Source organism: Haloimpatiens lingqiaonensis (assembly GCF_901447495.1).
Taxonomy (GTDB): Bacteria; Bacillota; Clostridia; order Clostridiales; family Clostridiaceae; genus Haloimpatiens; species Haloimpatiens lingqiaonensis.
In genome coordinates this window covers 1-22,353 of record NZ_CABDWS010000035.1, presented here as the reverse complement: position 1 = coordinate 22,353, position 22,353 = coordinate 1, and the positions used below count along the sequence as shown (strand labels likewise).

The 22,353-nt window shown below is 29.7% G+C and carries 20 protein-coding genes and 1 pseudogene; 1 reads left to right on the top strand and 20 read right to left on the bottom strand.

The genetic code is table 11. The features are described from left to right. Nucleotides 1-11 precede the first annotated feature (11 nt). The 19 genes and pseudogenes from FGK85_RS08450 to FGK85_RS08365 all read right to left on the bottom strand — a co-directional run bounded on the left by FGK85_RS08450 (nt 12) and on the right by FGK85_RS08365 (nt 18,816). Complete coding sequence (locus FGK85_RS08450) at nt 12-512, bottom strand: GNAT family N-acetyltransferase (protein ID WP_138205602.1); 501 nt, start codon at nt 510-512, stop codon at nt 12-14. Nucleotides 513-697: 185 nt separating this feature from the next. Beyond that, a pseudogene (locus FGK85_RS08445) lies at nt 698-1,264 on the bottom strand (DUF2935 domain-containing protein); the annotation flags it as partial. 14 nt (nt 1,265-1,278) lie between these two features. Then, nucleotides 1,279-1,836 carry a GNAT family N-acetyltransferase gene (locus tag FGK85_RS08440; protein ID WP_138205597.1) on the bottom strand — a complete coding sequence of 186 codons (558 nt, stop codon included), beginning with the start codon at nt 1,834-1,836 and terminating at the stop codon, nt 1,279-1,281. Nucleotides 1,837-2,065: 229 nt separating this feature from the next. Beyond that, a complete protein-coding gene (locus FGK85_RS08435; RefSeq protein ID WP_138205595.1) occupies nt 2,066-3,193 on the bottom strand; it encodes an RNA-guided endonuclease InsQ/TnpB family protein in 1,128 nt (375 codons plus the stop codon). 262 nt (nt 3,194-3,455) lie between these two features. Further along, nucleotides 3,456-3,689: a hypothetical protein gene (locus FGK85_RS08430; RefSeq protein WP_171011370.1), complete on the bottom strand. Its 234-nt coding sequence runs from the start codon at nt 3,687-3,689 to the stop codon at nt 3,456-3,458. Between the two features lie 113 nt (nt 3,690-3,802). Further along, the gene (locus FGK85_RS15325; protein ID WP_171011369.1) at nt 3,803-3,970 is read right to left on the bottom strand and encodes a hypothetical protein; all 168 of its coding nucleotides are present in this window, start codon (nt 3,968-3,970) and stop codon (nt 3,803-3,805) included. A 167-nt stretch (nt 3,971-4,137) separates the two neighbouring features. Beyond that, nucleotides 4,138-5,229: a glycerol dehydrogenase gene (locus FGK85_RS08425; RefSeq protein WP_138205591.1), complete on the bottom strand. Its 1,092-nt coding sequence runs from the start codon at nt 5,227-5,229 to the stop codon at nt 4,138-4,140. Between the two features lie 327 nt (nt 5,230-5,556). Then, nucleotides 5,557-6,276 carry a creatininase family protein gene (locus FGK85_RS08420; RefSeq protein WP_138205589.1) on the bottom strand — a complete coding sequence of 240 codons (720 nt, stop codon included), beginning with the start codon at nt 6,274-6,276 and terminating at the stop codon, nt 5,557-5,559. Nucleotides 6,277-6,348: 72 nt separating this feature from the next. Next, a complete protein-coding gene (locus FGK85_RS08415; protein WP_138205587.1) occupies nt 6,349-6,933 on the bottom strand; it encodes a CDP-alcohol phosphatidyltransferase family protein in 585 nt (194 codons plus the stop codon). A 142-nt stretch (nt 6,934-7,075) separates the two neighbouring features. After that, the gene (locus FGK85_RS08410; protein WP_138205585.1) at nt 7,076-8,245 is read right to left on the bottom strand and encodes an ABC transporter ATP-binding protein; all 1,170 of its coding nucleotides are present in this window, start codon (nt 8,243-8,245) and stop codon (nt 7,076-7,078) included. Between the two features lie 170 nt (nt 8,246-8,415). Continuing rightward, a complete protein-coding gene (locus tag FGK85_RS08405; RefSeq protein WP_171011368.1) occupies nt 8,416-9,132 on the bottom strand; it encodes an ABC transporter permease in 717 nt (238 codons plus the stop codon). A gap of 91 nt (nt 9,133-9,223) precedes the next feature. Beyond that, entirely contained in the window at nt 9,224-10,102 is an 879-nt protein-coding gene (locus FGK85_RS08400; protein WP_138205581.1) for an ABC transporter permease, read from the bottom strand. Further along, complete coding sequence (locus FGK85_RS08395) at nt 10,086-11,333, bottom strand: ABC transporter substrate-binding protein (RefSeq protein ID WP_243122840.1); 1,248 nt, start codon at nt 11,331-11,333, stop codon at nt 10,086-10,088. The genes FGK85_RS08400 and FGK85_RS08395 overlap by 17 nt, the downstream gene beginning before the upstream one ends. 87 nt (nt 11,334-11,420) lie before the next feature. Further along, nucleotides 11,421-12,095, bottom strand: coding sequence for a TVP38/TMEM64 family protein (locus tag FGK85_RS08390; protein ID WP_138205579.1), 675 nt, complete (start codon nt 12,093-12,095; stop codon nt 11,421-11,423). Nucleotides 12,096-12,122: 27 nt separating this feature from the next. Beyond that, nucleotides 12,123-13,289 carry a (Fe-S)-binding protein gene (locus tag FGK85_RS08385; protein ID WP_138205577.1) on the bottom strand — a complete coding sequence of 389 codons (1,167 nt, stop codon included), beginning with the start codon at nt 13,287-13,289 and terminating at the stop codon, nt 12,123-12,125. Nucleotides 13,290-13,306: 17 nt separating this feature from the next. Then, a complete protein-coding gene (locus FGK85_RS08380; RefSeq protein WP_396276601.1) occupies nt 13,307-14,011 on the bottom strand; it encodes a TVP38/TMEM64 family protein in 705 nt (234 codons plus the stop codon). 251 nt (nt 14,012-14,262) lie between these two features. Beyond that, nucleotides 14,263-15,828, bottom strand: coding sequence for a response regulator transcription factor (locus tag FGK85_RS08375; protein WP_138205575.1), 1,566 nt, complete (start codon nt 15,826-15,828; stop codon nt 14,263-14,265). A 295-nt stretch (nt 15,829-16,123) separates the two neighbouring features. Next, nucleotides 16,124-17,881 carry a sensor histidine kinase gene (locus tag FGK85_RS08370; RefSeq protein ID WP_138205572.1) on the bottom strand — a complete coding sequence of 586 codons (1,758 nt, stop codon included), beginning with the start codon at nt 17,879-17,881 and terminating at the stop codon, nt 16,124-16,126. Between the two features lie 236 nt (nt 17,882-18,117). Beyond that, a complete protein-coding gene (locus FGK85_RS08365) occupies nt 18,118-18,816 on the bottom strand; it encodes an MgtC/SapB family protein (RefSeq protein WP_138205570.1) in 699 nt (232 codons plus the stop codon). An 841-nt stretch (nt 18,817-19,657) separates the two neighbouring features. On the opposite strand from FGK85_RS08365, the gene FGK85_RS08360 reads away from it, so the two are divergent. Continuing rightward, nucleotides 19,658-20,953 (top strand): IS110 family RNA-guided transposase, encoded by a 1,296-nt coding sequence (locus FGK85_RS08360; protein WP_138205568.1) that lies wholly within the window; start codon nt 19,658-19,660, stop codon nt 20,951-20,953. Nucleotides 20,954-21,145: 192 nt separating this feature from the next. On the opposite strand, the gene FGK85_RS08350 is transcribed toward FGK85_RS08360, so the two are convergent. Beyond that, nucleotides 21,146-22,219, bottom strand: a complete 1,074-nt coding sequence (locus FGK85_RS08350) for an ABC transporter ATP-binding protein (protein ID WP_138205564.1) — start codon at nt 22,217-22,219, stop codon at nt 21,146-21,148. Nucleotides 22,220-22,353 lie beyond the last annotated feature (134 nt).

The following is a 22,353-nucleotide window of genomic DNA, read 5'->3' as shown; positions in this document are numbered from 1 at the left end:
CTTTTTATTGTCTAATAAGTTATTTTTTTACTAAACATTTCTGCTAGTGAACCATCATCAGTTTTATATACCTTACAAGATACAAAACCGTTTTTTAGTAATATTTTTCTCGACCCAACATTATTAGGTTCTATTATTGCTGTAACCTTTTCAATACTCTTTGTTTCTTCAATCATATTTAATAAATTGTCTACAATCTCGCTTCCATAGCCTTTTCTCCAGTACTCAGGAAGCAGCATATATTCAATCTCCGCCTCTTTCAAATCGCTACTTATTGTACTAGCACACATACCTATAAAACTGTTAGCTGATGATTCAAAAACCTTGAAATTTCCAAAATCATCATGTGTTTTATTATTTTCTAATAAATACTTATAGTAATTTTTTGCTTCATCCATTGTAAATACTCTTCCCAAATTCATTACCATTACTTTTTCATTGAAAACTAACTTCGAAAAATATTGAAAGTCGTCTTCTGAAATAAATTTTTTGAAATATATTTTATTTGTCAATTTTATTCCCCCCTAACATAAATAGCCTTCGACTATTTCTAGCAATAAATTTTATACCTCTATTATACTCCTTAAAATATGAATTCACCTAATATTTCATGAATTGTTTTAAAAACCCACGTAAAAACACCGTATTATTCAAAATTAAATTCTACGGTGTTTTTTCTTTTTTCAGTTGTATTATATTATTTCATATTATATTGTTTAAATCTCTTTAGCACTCTTATATAGTGATTTGCCTCTCTAACTACATGATCTCCAAGTAACGGAAAGGCAATTGACTTGATATTGCACTGTATAAGTCCTTCAGTACCCTGCTTTTTAAAATCTCGAATACCAACAGTATTCTTAAGACTTCTATCAGTTACTAAAGGTAATAATCCCATATTTATAAATAGTTTTCTAGCCTCTTCTGTAAGCTCATCAAACCTTTCCCCAAAGTTATTTGCAGTATCAAATAGTTTAACTTCAGTTGGATCAAGTAGTCCTCGGATAAATTTTGAGTGTTCAGCCATAATTCTATTCCAAAAGGTTTCCTGATAAGCAACTTCTCTAGCTATATCAAACTCTTCTCTACCCTGAAGCTTTCTAAGCATTCTTAAATAAAATTTAGCTTCTCTTAAAATATGATCTATAAGCAGTGGATAATTTGTTGTAAACATCCTGCATGACAATACATTCTGAAGCACATTGGTTTTGAACGCTGCTATTTGCTCTGCAGCTCCCATAGCCCTATTATTTAAATTCTCTACCATTCTTACAGTATTCATTTTATATAATAATCACTATAAGGGAAGGTGTTGTTCTCTAATTTGTCAAAACCATTATTCTCCAAGGCTAAAACTCTTTCTCCATCGTCTTTAGTTGCTTTAATGATGATATTTTTAATATCAAAATCTGCATAAAAATTATCAGAAACCATTCTTAAAATTTCAGATAAAACTATTTCATTTTCAAGAGATGAAATAATGTCTATTCTTAATATACCAGTCTCACAAGCACCATCCCAAAATCTTGTTGTATTAGGAATAGGTGCTATTTCGATAGTACCTACTATCTTGTTTGTCTGCTTATGATTAATACTCCATCTTATATAAAATCTATCGTCAAATTCTTGCTTCCATCCATTAATACCCTTTATTACAGCGTCAATATTGCGTGTATCCCATATACCACCACAATTATCATTATTCATACGGTTTTTAGTAATCGGATCAGAATAGCACTCAAATAAGTCTATTGCGTCTTCCTCTTTAACTTTTGTAAATATTAAGTTATTGGTTTCATAAACTGGACACTTATCAAATGGATTAATATTACTCATTATTGAATACCGTTACCAAAACCTTATAAAACTTTATAAAAAGATTATATAAATATATAGTTTTGTTTCTTTCCTACTTCATAATGTTCGATTTTGCCCATTTTACAACCTCCTGCAAAGAGGTTAGATTGCAGCTACTTTCGTTTGTGTAACACTCTATAGGCTTTGATATACTTTACAAGTATATTGGGTTGTAACGATTACCCAGTTTAGTAAATCCTTTAGATGATTATACTAAACCATAGTCTGCAAGGTTGTATGAAGCATTTTTATCTCTATCACAAGTAAATCCACATTTGCATTTATAAACTCTATCTGAAAGCTTTAAGTCTTTCTTGATATTGCCACAATAACTGCATGTTTTACTTGAAGGATAAAATGTAGGTACTTGCACAAATTTAATACCATACTTTTCACATTTATATTTCATCTGATTGATAAAAATATTAAATCCTTGCTCTGCTATTGCCCTTGATAAGTGCTTATTCTTCATCATATTAGATACTTTTAAATCCTCCATAACTATTCTATATGGTTTGGCTTTCACCATTTTAGAAGTAGTTTGGTGTATATGGTTTAATCTAATATTTTTAAGTTTACTATGAAGTTTCTTAATCTTCTTTTCAAGTTTTGCAATGTTCTTGGTTTTTTGGTAACTCTCTCCTTTCCTATTCATAATATATTTTCTTGAACATTGTCTTTGAAGCCTTTTTAACTTTTTACTTAGTTTTTTAACTTTGTTTGTTTTATTAACATTCTTTGTGTCTAATTTATCTATATTTGTTATCGCTAATTTAGATATTCCTAAATCAATTCCTAAGCTAAAATCATTTAATTTAACAGTTTTAATAGTATCTTCAATACCTACTGAAAGTACCCATACTCTACTATTAAAATGTACTCTGGGATTTTTAAACTTTGTTACAGCAGTTAAATCTATATCATAATCTGATTTGTATTTAACTTTACCTATCTTTTCAAGATTAACAAAGTTATCTTGAAAATAAATTCTTTCATATCTGCTATAAAATCTAGGTTCTGATTTTTTCTTGCTTTTAAATTTAGGAAAGCCACTTCCATTAAAGAAATTAGTATATGCTTTATCTAAATCTCTAATACTCTCTTTAAGTGTTGCATTAGATACTTCATATAACCACTCATAACCTGCGGTATTCTTTAAAACAGTTAATTGTTTACCTAAATCTGTAACTGATAGTTTTTTACTATTAAGTTCATAGCTATCTATTTGTCTGGCTAACGCCCAATTATAAACAAATCTCATACAGCCTATATGCTTATGCATTAAAATTATTTGCTCTTGTGTTGGATATAGCCGTATATTTAATGCTTTTATCATGTTTTATCACCTCACTTTGCTATTTACATATCATTATGTTCAATAACTTATTTTTTATAATGTTTCGAGGTGATTCTACTAGATAATTTTGAAGCCTATTAAAAAATAATGGACTTTTATATAGTTTTATAGTCTTTCTTTAACTGTTAACAAGCCCCCATCTTTTTATATATAACTTCTCTATAATTATATAGCATATTGTTGTATAATTTCAGATATTTGGACAATTACACGTAATTTGATTCTCTAACTTTAAAATCCTTTAATTTCCTATGAAAAGCGTTAATGTGCTGTATATGATATTAGGATAAAGTTTATACTCATTTTGAGCTATCTTAATAGTATTGTCACTTTTAATATACTTAGAAAGTGCATCTTTAAGCTCTGGTTTATCATTCTTCAAATCAGGGGAATACAAAGCTACTTCATTTTCTGAAAGGCTAATTTCTTCCTTCCCTCCAAGTTTTAAAAGCTCATTATAATCTGTAATCCTCATAAATAAAATAGGTGTTTCCATATTAATAGGGCTTTTACTTTCATACCCTTTCATTTTTTCAAATATTACTTTATTGTTAATTTCTCCATTTTTATAATTATATAATTAATACTCTAAAAGTTTATCACTATATTTATTAAAATCAAAATTATTATCCATTTAACATCTGTAAAAACATTCATATCTAAATCTTCCCTTTCCACCCCAACCTTATTATGAATAAAAATCTTTGAGTTCTTTTTCAAAACATCAAAACATAGTTCCTCTAAATTTAGCTTCATGCATTAAATTACCATTTTCTCTTCCCGCACACCCAATTCAGTTTCAATACATTAATGAGTGTTTTAAAATTAAATAAAGTGAGAATGTGCTATTATTGAGCCTTAGCATTCTCACTTTATATGTTATTCTATAAATATTATGCATACATTAATTTCAAATTATCCCTTTACTTATAAAGCCTTCCAAGTGCATCTGCTGCCATTATAGCTGCGTATACATCATCCTCTGTAACCTTAAATGGCATGTTATGAATAGTTTCTCCTTCTGCGCAGGAAGCCTTTGCCACTTCTCTAATTTCTTCTTCCTTAACCTCTTTTATTCCCATATCCTCTAAAGTAACAGGAAGATCCAAATCAAGACATAGTCCTATAACTTCTTCTATTTCTTCCATTGAACTATTTTCTAAAACTAATTGAACTATTGTTCCAAATGCTACCTTTTCTCCATGATATAAATGGTGACACTGTGAAAGTACAGTAAATCCATTGTGGATCGCATGAGCTGCAGCTAATCCACCACTTTCAAATCCAATGCCACTTAAATAAGTATTAGCTTCTATTATATTTTCAACAGCTACAGTACAAACACCCTTTTCCACTGCTAACTTAGCCTTTAATCCATCTTCTAACAAAGTATTGTAGCAAAGCTCAGCCAATGCATAAGCTGCTTTTGTAATATTTCCTCCGGCCATATTTAATGCATTTGCTCTTAAACATGCTCTTGCTTCAAAATATGTAGCCAAAGCATCACCTATACCTGCTACTAATAATCTAGCAGGAGCTTTAGAAACTATCCCTGTATCTACTAAAACCAAATCAGGATTTTTAGGTAAAAGTAAATATTCACTGAATACTCCCTCATCTGTATATATAACTGATAAAGCACTACATGGAGCATCTGTTGAAGCTATAGTTGGTACTATAACTACTGGTATATTTTCATAATAAGCCACTGCTTTAGCAGTATCAAATATCTTTCCACCACCTATTCCAATAATAACATCAGAATTATTTTCCTTTACTCCCTGCCTTAATCTTTCTATTTCTCCTTTAGAACATTCACCGTTAAAAGATTCAAAAGCTAATTTCACATTTTCACCTTGAAAACTTTTTTCTACTACTGGTTTAGTTCTTTTAATTCCATTAGGGCTAGCAATTATGAAAAATGACTTTCCTAAGCTTTTAGCATGCTCTTTTATGTTACCTAATTCCCCTCTACCTTGAACATATTTTCCTGGTGCAATTATACTTCTTACCATATTATCACTCCCTAATTATTTTTATTTTCATTCCTTATTATGTGTCAAACTTATTTATGTAGTACAACTATATTATACCATACTTTGATAATGTTTTAACATTATTTTATACTCCCCTCCTGAAACTTCAATCTATTTAATATTCCATATTATATATTACTTTAAGAACTGAAAACAATTGTTCTTCTAATTTGTATGCCTCTAATTAGTGGCACTATTGCAATTAATCAAAAGTCTAACGATTAAATAACGTAAAGTAATATCAAAAAAAATTAATAGCAAAGTTAAGCACTATGGTAGTTGTGAATAACTTTGCTATTAATTTTTTTATTCAAAATATTTTCCTTGCTCCATAAGATTTATTCTATCTATTATTTTATTTTCCAATAAATTAAATATCTTCTCACCTTTCTCTTTAGAAGCCAGAGTTGCATCTCCTGTAATAGCATCTTGAAAAATAGTCTTTCCTCTTTCTTTAAATCTTACAGGATATAGTTGTTTATTAGGATTCTTTGTGGCTTTTGCCATTTGAACTAGACTTTCATTGTAATACAAAATAGCTGAGGTTTCATCTTCTCCCCCATGTCCTTGGCCCTCAGTTATAGTAAGTATATCTTTAGAAAAATCCATCCACCAATTTATAGTCATAACCACAGCACCCAAGTCCACTAGCTTTTCTGCTGCCAAACTAAGAGAAGTTATATTTCCTCCATGCCCATTTAAAAAAACTATATTTTTAAGTCCATTCTTATAAAAGCTTTTGCACACATGAAAAAGATATTCCGCCATTACTTCAGAAGGTACTGTAACTGTACCAGGATATATAGATAGGTCGTAACTTTGACCATATGGAATCTCCGGTGCAATCCAAACTCTATCTCCAATTTTTTTATTTATATTTTCACAAAATAACCTAGGTGAAAATATATCTGTTCCCAATGGAAGATGGTGCCCATGAGCTTCTACTGAACCTATAGGTATTATAACAGTATCTACCTTGCTAGAGATATCATTAAAATCATCAGAAGTATGTTCTACAATATACATAATAAAAATCCCCCTATAATTATTATCTTATAATTGAAATTTTTCATAAAGTATTTAGTAAAATATATTATATCATACAAATATTTTCCTAGCTTCATTAAGTCTCTGAAGTGCTGTTATAAACACTAATATAGAAAAAATATCTGTTATAATATTTAAATGACTTTGAAATATAATCATAAGGGAAAACATAATAAAGCCCTCAGTTCTTTCTGCTAATCCCGCTTGATAATAAAAAGATTTCATGCCTTTTTTTTCTGTCAAAGCGCCTACCGTTAAAAAAATTGTCATTGATAACAAAATACATATAGTTAAAATTAAAAGATGTAAAATACTTTTAGGCAATTTTATAGCTAAAGATAAAACTATGGACATTTCTACTAAACGGTCAAAGGTTATATCCATAAGCGTTCCCAAAGCTGTAGGTTTTTGCATTTTTCTTGCCATGGCCCCATCAACTGCATCCAAAAATCCTGAGAACCACAACACTCCAACAGCTATATAAGGCAAATCAAAGTATATAAATGCAACGGAACTGATTCCAACTAAAAAAGCAGTTACAGTAATAAAATTAGCAGTAAAATTCATATTTATAAAAATATTTGCAGTAAAATTTATTAATGGATTTACATATTTTCTTCCATAGGTATCTAACATAATTTATCTCTAGTAAGACGTAAATCTAAGGTTATAAAATTCTTACTAAATACTCCTTTCTTTCATATTCTCTCTTTCATATAGATTCTATTCCGCATACAATCTTGTAAATTCATTTGTTTTATTAAATAATATGCACGATTTATTCTCCTATAAAATCTATTTTATCTAAATTACATTTCACAATAACCCTATCTCCTGGAGAAAAATCCATATTTTCTTCATTAATTTGGATTACATATAAACTACACTTTAAGGATATATTTACTTCTAAATGCCAAAATCCTTGTATAAAAGTGGTATTCTTAACTTCTCCATGAATATAACTAAAATTATCATTATAACTCTTACTATTAGAGAAACCTTCTTTTAACTCCTTAATTACTTTACATCCTTCTGGCTTTATAGCTAAATATTTGTTTAAAGATGCCTCCTCAGTTTCTCCTGTTTTTTCAAATTTTAATGCTGTATTACATAAATTTTTGCGTAAATTATTTCTATATTTCATGCCAATATATAACTTAAAGCCTTCACCATAAAAATAATCTTCTTTTATATTACCAGTAAAAATATTTTTAATTCCTAAAAATCTGCTAACAAACATATTTTTAGGCTTCTCATATAATTCCTTTGGAGATCCTATTTGTACTATTTTACCCTCTTCCATAATTGCCATCCTGTGGAATAAAGAAAAGGCTTCTTCTTTATCATGAGTTACAAAAATTATAGTTATATTATATTTTTTCTGCAGTTCCTTTATAAAACCTCTCATCTCTTCTCTTAACTTTGGATCTAATGCACTAAATGGTTCATCCATTAGCAGTATATTGGGCTTGCATACTAAGGCTCTTGCTATAGCTCCCCTTTGCTGTTGTCCCCCACTTAATTCATTAGGATATCTTTTTTCTAATCCCTTTAAACCTACAATACTTAAAATTTTACTAACTTCCTCTTCTCTTTCCGTACCTTTAACCTTTCTCATTTTTAATCCAAAAGCCACGTTATCTTTTAATGTCATATGTGGGAAAAGCAAAGGTTCTTGAAAAACCATTCCTATATTTCGCTTTTCTGTAGTTACCATTGAAATATCTCTATTTTCTATGTATATATTTCCTTTATCCATCTCCAATAGTCCCGCTACCAACTTTAAAAGAGTACTTTTTCCACACCCAGATGGACCTAATAATCCAAAAAATTCTCCTTCTTCTATGATCAAATTAGGAATATGTAAATTAAATCCCTTTTCTTTAATCTTTAATTTTTCATGTGAATTATAATTTTTCTCTACGTTTATCAATTGAACTTTATTCATACTAAAACCCTTCTAAGTTATTTAAATTTTAATATAGTTTAATTGTATTATGATTCTCCTAAAGTTAAAAATCCAAACTTAAAAAGTAACATAGATACTTTAACTTATACATTAAAGCTTGGTGACACTTTATTTATGTTTCCATATTTAACATAATATTTACTTACGGTTTATTGTTTATAGTATCTTTTTATAAATGAATCCATAATCCATAAACATATCAAAGACACTAGTGCAAAAAGTATAGAATAGGCAGCTCCAATGCTTTGTTCTCCTCCACTTATAAAAGGAAACATAACTATACTGACAGTACTTATTTGTCCCCCGCCTATAAACATAGTACTTATATATTGATTTAATGATATAAGTATAGTTAAGCTTGAACCCGCCACAATTCCTGGCAATATAAAAGGGAGAGTAACATAAAAAAACTTTTTTAATGTGCCAGCTCCTAATACCTTTGCAGCTTCTTCCCATTTAAATCCTAAGTTTTTATAGCTTGTCTCTACTGCTCTAATCATATAAGGTAAAGTTGGAATAACGTGTGCTAGTACTATTCCTAAAATACTCTCAGTAAGTCCAAATTTAATAAAACTTTTATGCATTCCCACCAGTATGGTAAGTGGAGAAATTACTATAGGAATCATAAAAAATAACTCTAAAAAACCTTTACCCTTAAATTTGTACCTAGCTAAAGCATCTGCCGCCGGTATAGCAATAACTAAATTAATAATATTAACCATTACAGCTATTAAGAGACTATTTTTTATAGCTTCTACAGTTCCTTTAGACTCAAATAATATATATTTCCAAGCTCTAATACTAAATATCGTTGGCAATAAATCTGGCCATTTCCACTGAGAAGAAAAGCTCAAAATAAAAAGCAAAATTATAGGTATTACTCCTATTAATATAAAAAATAATAGAAAAAAATATAGAAAAAAAACTTGTACTTTTTTATTCATACTAACTTATTCCTTACATTTTAAAATTATTTTCTTCCTTATTCCTTAAAAAATAATACAAAATAGCTATAAATATTATAAATAAAAATATTATTATATTAGTAGCTAATGCCAATGGCCTATTAGAAAAATTGCCATTAACATACATCTCATAAGAATATACTCCTAAAGCCTTTGGATAAGAAACCCCCAATAAATATGGCACTTCAAAAGCAGAAAAACTAAAAGAAAATACTATAAACGCAGCTGAAGTAAGTGGAGATTTAAGCATTGGCAAAACTACTTCTTTAAAAAAATTAAATCTATTAGCCCCCAATGTACTGGCCACATACCACCAATTGTTTTCTACTTTTAAAAGTACAGGATACAACATAAGCACCATAAAAGGTGTTGTTTTCCATACATATGCTGTTATGATTCCTATGGATCTCTCATCATTAACCAGTATAGGAAATGCATTCATAGATTTTATTATTCCCAATCTATAACATATACTAGAAATCCATCCACTTTGGGACAACAATAAAAATATAGCATAAGCACCTATTAGATAAGAGAACAACATAGGTATTTGAAAAATTCTCCATAGTCCAGTAGCATGATTTTTTTTCTTAATTCTCATAAGAAATAAAATAAAAATGATTATTAATCCTAATATGGCAGCTATGACAGTACTTATTATGGATATTTTCAGGGTTAGAAAGGAACTTTTCCAAAAATCCTTTGAATGTAGCAGTTCCCTATAAAACCTAAAAGAAATAGCTTCACTGTCCTGTAAATATGAAACTCCTAAACTTCCAAGTACCCCTTCTATTAATCCTCCTAAAATTAAGGTGGAAGCCACTAAAAAAGCTGGCAAAACAAATATATAAGGTTTAATCCTTTGCCACATTATCCATCCAGCCCTTTTCTATTATTTCCACATAAGATGATGGAATTTCAGGCACTCTGTGTTTTTCTAACTCTTCTTGTGAAATAGTTCCTTCTCCATTTATCATAGATTTCAATTTTTCCTTTTGTTCCTTTGAAAGTTTCTCTGAACTTAAAACTGTTCCATCTCCCCAAACTTTAGGATCAACTTTTTCAAATTGAGCTTCTGGAGAAAGCATGAAATCAATTACCACCATAGCTGCTTCCTTATTAGGTGCATTAAATGGTATAGCTAAATAATGTGTATTAGAAAGAGTTCCTTTATCCAAAACGTAGGTTTTTGTACTCTTAGGGAAAGTACCTTTTCTAACTTTATTAGATGCATGAACTGGGTTATATGACATGGTCATCCAAACTTCACCCTTAGCATATAACTCATCTAATTTTCCAGAACTTTCTGGATAAGTTTTACCCTCTCTCCATAAATTAGGCTTAATTTCCTTTAAATAATTCCAAAGTGGTTTAGCATCCTCACTAAATTTTTTCTCATCTACATTACTTGGAAATTTACTATAATCATCAACAAGTCCTAGTAAACACTGACGTACAAAAGCACTGCCTGTAAAATCTGGTGGTGCTGGATAAGTAAATTTTCCTGGATTTTTCTTGACCCAATCCTTAAGTTCCTCCATAGATTTTGGCGGATTTTTTACCTTATCACTATCATATACTAAAACAAATTGAGCCTTCCCCCAAGGTGCCTCTAATCCATTGGTATCTTCACCAAAATCCTTTGTCATATCTTTAGCAGATTTATCTATGTATTTATTGTAATTAGGTAGTTTGTCTACAAAACTTCCCCATAAAAGAGAATTATCTTTAGCTAATTTAAAGTTTTCACCATTAATCCAACATACATCTATAGTTCCTTCTTTTTTATTAACTTGTTTTTCTGTCAAAAGTTTATTTATCATATCTTTAGCATCTTTAATTGGAACTCTTTTTAAGTCTATATTATATTTTTCTTTAACCTTTGGTGCTATAAAAGAATCCATATATTTATTTACTTCTTCACTTCCGCCCCACATATATATGTTAACTTTCTTTTCCTTGCTATTTTTTAAAATAGTTTCCCAATTGTTTTTTCCTAAATTTGAATTTTCCTTTTTACTTTCTTTACCACAAGCAACTAAGTATACCGATAAAATTCCTACCATTATTAATATAAGCATCTTTTTGAATATTTTTTTCATATGAATTGCTCCTTTCAAATGTAATTACAATAAAAATAGCTTCATTCAATAAATGTTCAATATTTTAAAAACTAAGTATTTAATTTATCATTCTTCTCTAATCTCTTTTAAATTTTTAAAAGAGAATTTTTTCTTTAATAAAAATGATGCCAAAAATAATAAAATTAAAAGGCAAATAGACACATAAAAAGATTTTGAACCTATATTAGCAGATTTATCTCCCAAATTTGTATAAACCACTATACCTGGTATGGTTCCTATAAGTGTAGCAAATATAAAATCCTTATATCTTATATTTGAACATCCTGCGCTATAACTTACAATATCAAAAGGGAATAGTGGTATCATTCTAAGAAGTAATACAACTACAAATCCATTTTTTTCTAGAGACTTCTCAAAATGAGCTAATTTATGACTAGTTAATTTCTTTACAAAATCCCTTCCCAAAAATCTTGCTATATAAAAAGATAACGTTCCACCCAATACCGCCCCTATAAGTGTATAAATACTTCCTTTTATAAGTCCAAAAGCAAGTCCCCCACCTATGGCCAAAACAGAATCAGGAAATAAAGTCAGCGGAACTAAAGTAAACATTATTATGTACACTACTGAAGCCCAAATCCCATAATTACCTAAATACTCCTTCAATTCCTTGGGAGAAAAATTCTTAAATACATTCCATTTGTTCAAAAAGTATATAGCTATTGCCAATATTGCAAAACTACAAATATACTTTAAAAACTTAATAGACTTTTTACTCATAAAATCACCCTTTTAAATTTATTATACTTATTTCATAGATGCTATAATTTTTTTTAACTTATATCTGTTAATCCATTTATTTATAGTTTTTATATCCTTTTGCTTAAAGATATTCTCTTCTATTACTTGCTCATTAAAAATCAAATCTAAAATATGTACAGATTCTTTTCCCGCCACATTCATTGCTTCCACACAAGATTGACAATAGGATACAATATAATCTCCCTCTGCCTCTGAAGCTCTTTTTTTCATTTGTGCCTTTGAAATATCACTATTAGTTACCCCAATCATACCACCAAAACCACAACAGGAAGTTTTATCCTTTGAAAATTTAAATTCCTTATTTTTAATTCCTATTTCATTTAATATGAATCTAACAGATTCATGTATTTCCTTTTCATCTCTTATAGAGCAAGGGTCATGCAATGAAAAAGTATAATTCAAATTACTATAGCTCCCCTTTACTTTCTCTGGAACGCCCTTTTCTGCCATAACGCTCCATAGAGATTTAACTTTTCCCCTCTTATAATTTTCGCTTAAAGTCTTATAGCAGTTTTCACAAGCCACTATCACCTCTGTAGCTCCCATTGCCTCTATATCCTGTTCCAATGAATTAAAATAATTTTCAAAACTCCTTACATCTCCCATATCATAAGTAGGCTTTCCACAGCACTTTAAGATAATGCCCATATCATTAAAATTATTCCTTAAATACTCATAAGTTTTCATAACTAACATAGGGCTATAAGACGCCAAACTACATCCAGGTAAAAAAACTTTTTTTACCTTTCCGTCATCTCTTTTACTTAAAGGCTGATGATTAGCTGTAAATATTTTTGAAAAACTGTTCTTTTGATGATATTTAACCACTCCATATCTCACTTTTTTTAAAGTTTCCGTATGATTTTTGGCTACATCTTTTCTCATGGAATAGAAAATTTTCTTAAAATCTATTCCTTTAGGGCAAACCTCACTACACCAATCACATAAAGCACAAGAGTATGGAAGTATCGCATCAAAATCTCCCTCTGCAAGTTCCTGCAATAATTTTTTAGGAGAATTACAAAAGTCATTTAGCATGGGACATTTAATCATACACTGCTTGCAATCTACACACTTTTCACCATATTCTTTTATAATTTCTTGCAATTCCTTTGGTATATACAACTTTTGTGATATATTATTTTTCTTCATAAATTCATTCCTTTAATTTAATTTTTATTTAATGCTTCTTTATTATTTTTTTCACTCCAAATTCTCTTAATTAAGTATATAAGTATTGTTAATGCAAATAAGATAAGAAGTCCAAATACTAATTTTTTTGTTCCTCCAACTAGCATACCTCCAACATAAGAATATACTATAGTTGCTGGTAGTTGCCCAATTCCTGTAGCCCAAAAGAATGACCAAAATCCCATAGATGTAAGACCGGCTGCATAGCTTACCACATCAAAGGATATAAATGGTAACAACCTAGCTATTAAAATTGCAAATTTACCATATCTTTCAAAAAAATTATCAATACTTTCTAAAGCAAATTTACTCGTTAGCTTTTCAACTACATCTCTTCCTAAAAATTTTGCAATATAAAAACATAATACTGCTCCTGCCATGGAACTTGTCCAAGATAATATAGCTCCCTGCCACCATCCAAACAATCCCGCATTAGCAAAAGTTATAATAAATGCTGGCAATGGTGCTGCTATGGATTGCAGCATCATCAAAAGGAATGATATAACTGGTGCCCATATTCCAAAAGATAATATATACTCCTTAGCCGCATCTACATTAAATTTACTCAAAACAGCTATCATTGAGTTTACGGTATTCTTCACCGGAGGAATTAATAAATAAATTCCTACAACAATGGCTACTATAGAAAGTTTTTTAACCATTGATTTTCTATCTTTTTTCAAAAAATTTCCCTCCTTGCCTGTATACTTTATACCCGTTAATAGTATATCATAAGTTATCTATTTAAATATTTTTATAGATATAATCTATTCATGGGCTATTTTCTATTATTTTTTTATATAGGGAGCTATTCATAGCAGCTATTTTCTCTTCTGGGCTAATATTTGTTTTTGACATAAAAAATATTCCCTTCTAAGTAAACAAGTTTTTATTATTTCACTTATCTACCTAGAAGGGAGCATATCACTTGGGCTTATAAGGGTACTTTCATAAACTCACTAGGTGAATAGCCTGTGTACTTTTTAAAAACATGAGAAAAATATCTGTAATCTGTATAACCTACTTTAGATGCCACCTCGGCTATCTTTGCCTCAGGCTCTGTTAAGTATTCCATGGCTTTACTTACCCTAAGTTTTGTTAAGTACTCCACAAAACTTACACCCATTACTTTCTTAATTTTTCTACTTAAATAACTTTCACTTAAATAAACTTTCGTCGCCACGTCGTTTAAAGAAATATTTTCATTATAGTGCTCCGTCATGTAGTCTAAGGCATCTTTTATTCCTGACTCCGCTATCTCTACCTTAACTTCCTTTATGGCATATAGTATTTCAAATATTAGCTTCTCAACCCATGCATACAATTCCTCAAGAGTATTAAGTTCTGTAGTTTTCTTGTAAACATTAAAATTTTCTCCTACTATATCTGCCATATTAATATTAAAATCCTTAAGACTCTCTAATGACTTTAGAATTAAATTTATACTTATTTGTTTTATGGTATCATCGCTTATCTTATTGCATTTAAATATATCATGATAAATGTATTTTAATCCATCCTTAACTCTCTTTTTATCACAAGCTTTTATGCTTAGTACAAGTTCTTTTTCCTTTTGATGTAAATTACCCCATTCTAACTTATCTTCATCACAAACTTCTTTACTCATATCTTTAAAATAAGTTATGCTGCCCTTACCGCTGTATAATCTGTTTTTTAAAGCCTTTTTTCCTTGACTATATATATTTTGTATGTCTTCAAAATTCATTATAGAGGAAACACCCATACTAATAGTTATATTACATCTAGATTTTACAATGCTTTGGATATTTTTCAGCTTATTTTGAATTTCCTTTTCACAACTAATATTATTACAACTTAATATCAATGCTAGCTTGTCCTCATGACATTCAATAACATAGTGTTCCTCCAAAAAGGATTTATTTACTGCCTCTCTAATTATTTGATTCTGCTCATAAATTAATTTCATATTATCCATTTCTAATATTTTCTCATAATTATCATTTTGAATAGAAACAATCAAAAGTTTTTGTAAGGATACATTGTGTCTTCTTATCTCTTCATAAATATTTTCATAACTTCCTATCTTACCTCTCATCATATCTAATAACATTTTTTCTTGTGTTATAGATACACTTTCTCTCGTCTTTACGCATTCATTAGCTGCTTTTTCTATAGCATTCAAAAATTCCTTTTCATCTATAGGCTTTAATAAAAAATCCATAGCATTAACTTTAACAGCACCTATTGCATAATTCAAATCGTCATAGCCAGTAATTACGATAAACTTGCTATTAGGCAAAATTTCTCTAATATTTTTAGCCATTTCTAATCCATTCATTTCCGGCATATTTATATCCGTTATAATTAAATCCGGTTTTTCAACCTTTGCCAGTTCTATTGCACCAAATGCATCCTCCGCTTCCCCAACTATAGTACAGCCATATTTCTCCCACTCAATGGTTCTTTTCATACCCTCTCTAGCTAAATACTCATCATCTACCACTATGACTTTAACCAAAAGTATATCCTCCTCAAACTACTAAATTTATACATGCAATGAACTTTACTATGTAATCTCAATGTGAACTCTCCCACCTATAGGAGATGGAATATTTTTTATCCGATGACTACCTGCCGTAGCACTCCCACTTCTAACAAAGTGGGAGATAACGGCAGCTACGTCCCTGGATAACGATCTCTAACCTTCAGTTGGAGTAAAAACTCCATCTGAAGCTAAAAGCTCTGTTTATATTAACGTTAAATTTTCTACATTACTCTTCACTGGCTTATATACTAAACATTACTCTACACTTTTACACTCCAGCAGGTATACTAATTCTAGATATAGTAAATCCTTCTTCACTAAGTAATGTTGCTCCATACTCATCTCCATATTGAATCTTTATTCTATTGTCCACATTACTTAAACCTATTTTTTCTCCTGAACTATTGCTATTTCCAACTCCAATGCCATCGTCTATAACATCAATATAAATTATATTTTCTTCTAAATATCCTTTTATAATAAGCTTGCCCTTACCTCTCTTTTGTTCCAAACCATGAGTTATAGCATTTTCCACCAATGGTTGAATTAAAAGCCTAAGAATATTTTGCTTATAAACATCCTCTTCTACTTCAATAAATACCTGAAATTTATCTCCATATCTAATTTTCTGTATGGTTAAATAATTATTAACCTGTTGCATCTCTTCTTCTATTGTTACTATATCACCTTTTTTACTAATACTATATCGTAAAAACTTTCCTAAACTTGTGACCATAGTGCTTACTCCTTGCAAATCTCCAAGCTTTGCCATCCAATTAATTGACTCCAATGTATTATATAAAAAATGAGGATTTACTTGAGCTTTAAGAGCCTTGAATTCTGCTTCCTTTAGCAAATACTGTTTAACATAAACTTCTTCTATTAACCTATTAATCTCCTTAAGCATATTGTTAAAGCTATTACCCATGTGAGCAATTTCATCCTCTGTATCAATAGAAAAATTCACGTTTCTATCGCCCTTTTCCACCCTATCCATTAAATCAGATAGTTCATTTATAGGCTTAGATATATTTTTAGACAACACAAAAGAAGTAATTATAGCTAGTACAGCAAATAAAATAAGCAATAACATGAAAGTAAATATAATGACTCTTTTATCTTTATATAATTGGCTTTGTGGAATTATTTCCACTATTTTAAGTCCTGTATCACTTAAAGTTGTAAAATAAGCAGTGTATTTTTTATTGTTTAAAGTACAAGGAAATTTTCCTTTATTATTCTTAAGCACTTCATCCAAGTACTCTTCATAAAAGTAAAATCCAGTTTTATTTTTGTTTATTTTATCCGTTATAATTTTTCCATCTCTGTCTAAAACAAAAATATTATTATCCTTATAAACTTTTAAGTATTTAAAAATATCATTAAAATAGTCATCATATAAGTCAACCACTACATATCCTATTTTTTCTCCACTTTCTATGTCCTTTATTTCCTTTCCTATAGCCATTACAATATCTTTTCTATCTTTTCCATCTACTCTTCTATGTACATATAAAAATTTTTCATTTTCTCTTTTATCAATTAATTTAAAAAAATCACTATTTAAGTTCTCATATATAGGAGGATAATAATCCGTAGTACTAAAATGGCTGTATCGGCTCATTCCAGTTATGTATATAGGCACGTCCCTTTTTTGTGTAGCTAATACCCCGCTAGTTATCCTATATATTTTCTGAATATCTGAAAATTTTTCTTCATAACTATTATAATCTTTTTTCTTTAAAATTTCTCTTACTTCTTTATTTTCTGATATATAATTGCTTATGCTTATAAAACTTCCTAGTGACGAATCTATAAGCTTACTTACTACCTCTAAATTTTCTTTTACCGAAATATCCAATTTACTAGTAATAGATTTACTAGTGTTGTGGTAGAAAAAAATAGTCATACTCAAAAGAGGCAATATTCCTACTAATAGGAATCCCCTAAACAACTTATCCTTAAAACTTCCTTTATGTTTATTTCTAAACCAAAGTCTATTTTTAAATGAAAAAATTTTTTTCATAAAACTCTCCTTTTTAGAATCTATACTAAATTTAAAATTTATATGAGAAAGTTGAGTTAATAAATATCAGATAAATTAATACAGCTCAATTGTATCACAATTGAGCTGTATTCGTTAAAATTATCGAATTTTATTATATTAAATTATTTTTCAAATGCTTAAATTTCTGTCAATTACCACCTAAACAAGCAACAGTGGCTTCCTTGTCACCATCCTATAAAACAATCGGCATATAGTTATTCAACTAAATTAACTTTTTCTATCCCTTCATAAACCGATAATTCTTGAATTATTTTGCTTATTTTAATATATCTAGGTACCAATACAGTATAAAGACTGCTTTTATATATATTATCATCATCTTCTAAAGAAAATTCAATGTTTTGTACTTTTATATTTTTATCTTCAAAATATCCTTCAATAATATATGTTAATTGCTTTTTATCAATATATTGAAGTTCAATTTTAACTAAATTCCCTTTCTCCATAAATCTAGCCTCAAATCTTTTAAGTGAAGCTAGTACCATAAAAACAGCAGCTGTTGATAGCAAAGTTAAAGTGTAGTATCCAAGGCCCACTGCTAATCCAATACATGCTACTACCCAAAGACTTGCCGCAGTAGTAAGCCCTTTAACAGACCCTTTTTCATGAATTATAGTACCTGCACCTAAAAAACCTATGCCACTTATAACTTGTGCCCCAAGCCTTCCAATATCAGCCTTCAAAGCAGATTGTAACTGTGGATGTGCTAATATTAATCTAGTAGTTTCTTCCACTGAATATAATTGAATCATAGAAATCACCGCAGCACCTACACAAACTAAAATGTGAGTTCTAAAGCCTGCTGGTCTATTCTTGAATTCTCTTTCATACCCAATTAATCCACCTACTATAACCGCAAGAGCAATCCTTAAAACCACCTCATGAATCAGCATATAGCCTTAGTTGCCCATAATCTATAAAAATATATAGACATTCTTTAATTCACCCTTCAATGTTTCTGAAATATTTCTGATCTGTCATACTTTTATAGATTTATTGCAACAACTCACCTCCTCCCATTAAATGTCCCATATTAAAATAATTTATAAATTGTATTTTTTAAGATTATAATTTTTACTTTTTACTATAAGCAAGTAATGTCTAAGAAAATAGTTGTTTCATATATAAGAAAAGTAAAATATATGACTTAATTCTTAATATAAACAAATAAGGCCCCTAGGACCTTATTTGCTTATCATCTAAATACCTAAACATAACCATGCAATAATAATTTTCAATTATTTATTAATTCCTTACTTCTTGCCTATTACTTTTTACCTCTTACTTTTTACCTCTTACTTTTTACTTATTACTTTTTACTTTTCACCTCTTACTTTTTACCTTGTATAATGTAGTCATAACATTCAATAGAAAACTATCTATATTACCTACGAACATTATAACTGATTTTTTTCTATTATTCGTAATTTTTTTACCCGATAGGGTGCATGTTTCTACTCTAACTTAGTTTTCTATTTTCCCTTAAAAGGAAACCAAATTAGTTAATATTGATGTATAATATCTCTTGAATAGAAGATAGATGGTTTTTACCTGGGAAGTGACTCTAGCGAGTCATTATTACCCGTAGAAGAGAGTATCATTCCATCAGTGAGAATTCTGTGTTTAGCTGGTTAGGTTTCCCTTCGGGAATTACCTGTGTCACAAACAAGGTTACAAAATTACTGATAGAAATGGAATATCTATTCTATCTCAAAAACAAAGGAGATAATATATATGAGTAAATTTTTTTATAGACCAACAGTTGGAATTGATGTATCAGCAGACTTCTCAGTAGTTGCCATACTAGCACCTAACGGTGAAATTTATAGAAAGCCTTTTAAGATTATGCATAGCAGAAATGGTTTTGATTACCTAGTAGATCAAATAAAAAAAGCGGAAGAAGAGTTTAACATGAAAACTGGTATTTTCATGGAATCTACTGGTGTATACCATCTTACTCTTTTCCACTTTCTTAAAGATACATTTGAAGTATGTATCCTTAATCCACTCATTACTAATTGTAACAAAAATAGTGGAATAAGAAAAGTGAAAAATGATAAAAAAGATGCATTAACCATTGCTACTATAGGTAAATTTCAAAATGTTAAATATTCTTCTGATTTTGATGTTGAAATCTACACTTTAAAGTCTCTTTGTAGAGATTACTATAAATTTACTGATAGTAAATCTGCATTTAAGAAAAAGCTTTCTACTGATTTAAGAGTTATATTTCCTAGTTATAGCACTGTCTTTTCGGACATTACTGGAAAAACATCAATAGCTATATTAAAAAAGTATTCTAGCCCTGAAGCAGTTTTAAATGCTGATAGAAATGAACTTATTAACCTCATTTCAACCAGTTCCAAAAGAGGGCTAGCACACAGTGAAAAAACTTATAAAAAGCTATATGCTGCTGCAGAGGACGCTGTTTACATTGGCCTTAAATCACCAAGTCTGTTTGTAAAAATAATTAATACTATCGCAGTAATAGAATCACTAGAAATCCAAATTGAAAATCTATTAACAGAAATTCATCTATTAATGCGTAGTAATGAAGTATCTGATGAATTTAAGAAAAATGTACAATTACTTTACTCAATACCAGGTGTTGGAGCACTAACTGCCATTACAATAATGAGTGAAATAGGCAATATTAAAGGCTTTGTTAAGCCTAAACACTTAGTTGCTTATTTTGGTTTAGATCCCTCTGTTAGCCAATCTGGTAAGTTTACTAGTGACAGAAATGCCATGTCTAAACGAGGTACCAGAATAGGCCGTAGAGCCTTATACGCTGTCGCGTTAGCATCCATACGTAAGAATAGAAAAGGTGAACCTATAAATAAAGTTCTACTAAATTTCTATAATGAGAATATGAAAGGTAAAAAGAAAAAAGTAGGCTTAGTTGCAATAATGCATAAGCTAATTAACTACATATTCTCTGTTCTTAAAAACCAAAAGGAGTATGAATTACGTGACCCCAAAATACATTCAAAAATGTATCTAAACAATAAATCAACCCGCGCAGCCTAACGGCTAAAACAATTAGGAGCCATTTTCCATTGTTCGTGTTTTTCAATGGACTTTTTGTTATGCCTATTTTTATTAATAAAAATTTTTATAAAAACTTATTGACTTTTACTAGCTGGTCTCTTACTTTTTACCTCTTACTTTTTACTTATTACTTTTTACTTTTCACCTCTTACTTTTTACCTCTCACTAATATTATATTATATGAACATTATATGGTGAGAAGCTTACTTTTACATTTTCCCCTTCATTGAAAATTTCTTTTACCTGAGGGTTGTTATGTTGAATTTTAACTTCTTCCTCTCCTACTTTAACCACATAATCTTGGTAAGAACCCATAAATGTTGATAGTGTAACTTTTCCTTCTAAAAATCCTTCTCTGCCTATTTCCACTGCCTCTGGTCTTAAAACCAATTTACAAGCACTGCCACCTTTTTTATCTCCCTTATAAGGTATGCTCATTTTTTTGCCGCAAATAGAAACTTCCGCTATGCCATTCTCTACACTATCTATTGTAGCACTTATAAAGTTTGCTGTACCAATGAAATCCGCAACAAATTCTGTTTTTGGTGTGTAATAAACCTCTTTAGGAGTTCCAACCTGCTCAATTATTCCTTTGTTCATTATAATGATTCTATCAGATAAGCTCATAGCTTCTGACTGATCGTGAGTAACATAAACTGCTGTAATACCAACCTTTTGTTGTATTTTTCTAATTTCTGTTCTCATATATACTCTAAGCTTTGCATCAAGGTTTGAAAGAGGTTCGTCAAATAGCAATACTCCTGGCTCCATAACTAGTGCACGAGCTAGCGCAACCCTTTGCTGCTGCCCTCCGGATAATTGGTTTGGATATCTATTTTCCATTCCCTTTAATCCCACTAGTTCAATAATATTATCTACTTTATTTTTTATTTCATCCTTACTTATTTTCTTTAACTTTAAACCATATGCTATATTATCATAAATATTGTAATGAGGGAAAAGGGCATAGCTTTGGAAAACCATAGCACTATCTCTTTTGTCTGGTGGAAGATCGTTTATCTTATCTCCCCCTAGATATATCTCTCCCATGGTTGGGATTTCAAATCCAGCTATCATTCTCAATGTAGTAGTCTTACCACATCCAGATGGTCCAAGTAAAGTTACAAATTCTCCTGGTCTAATGTCTACTGATATATTGTCAACAGCTTTAAATTCATTATTATTAGCCCCAATATATATTTTACTTAAATTTTTTATATTAACTCCTTTAGATCTTTTTTCCATAATATAATCCTCCTCGTATAATAAGTTTATAGCAGTCATTTAACTGACTATAAACTTATTTATTTTTATATTTTAGTATAGATAAGAAAGTATCTATGTTTTTCTGTGGGGATTCTCCCAATTCCATAGTTGCT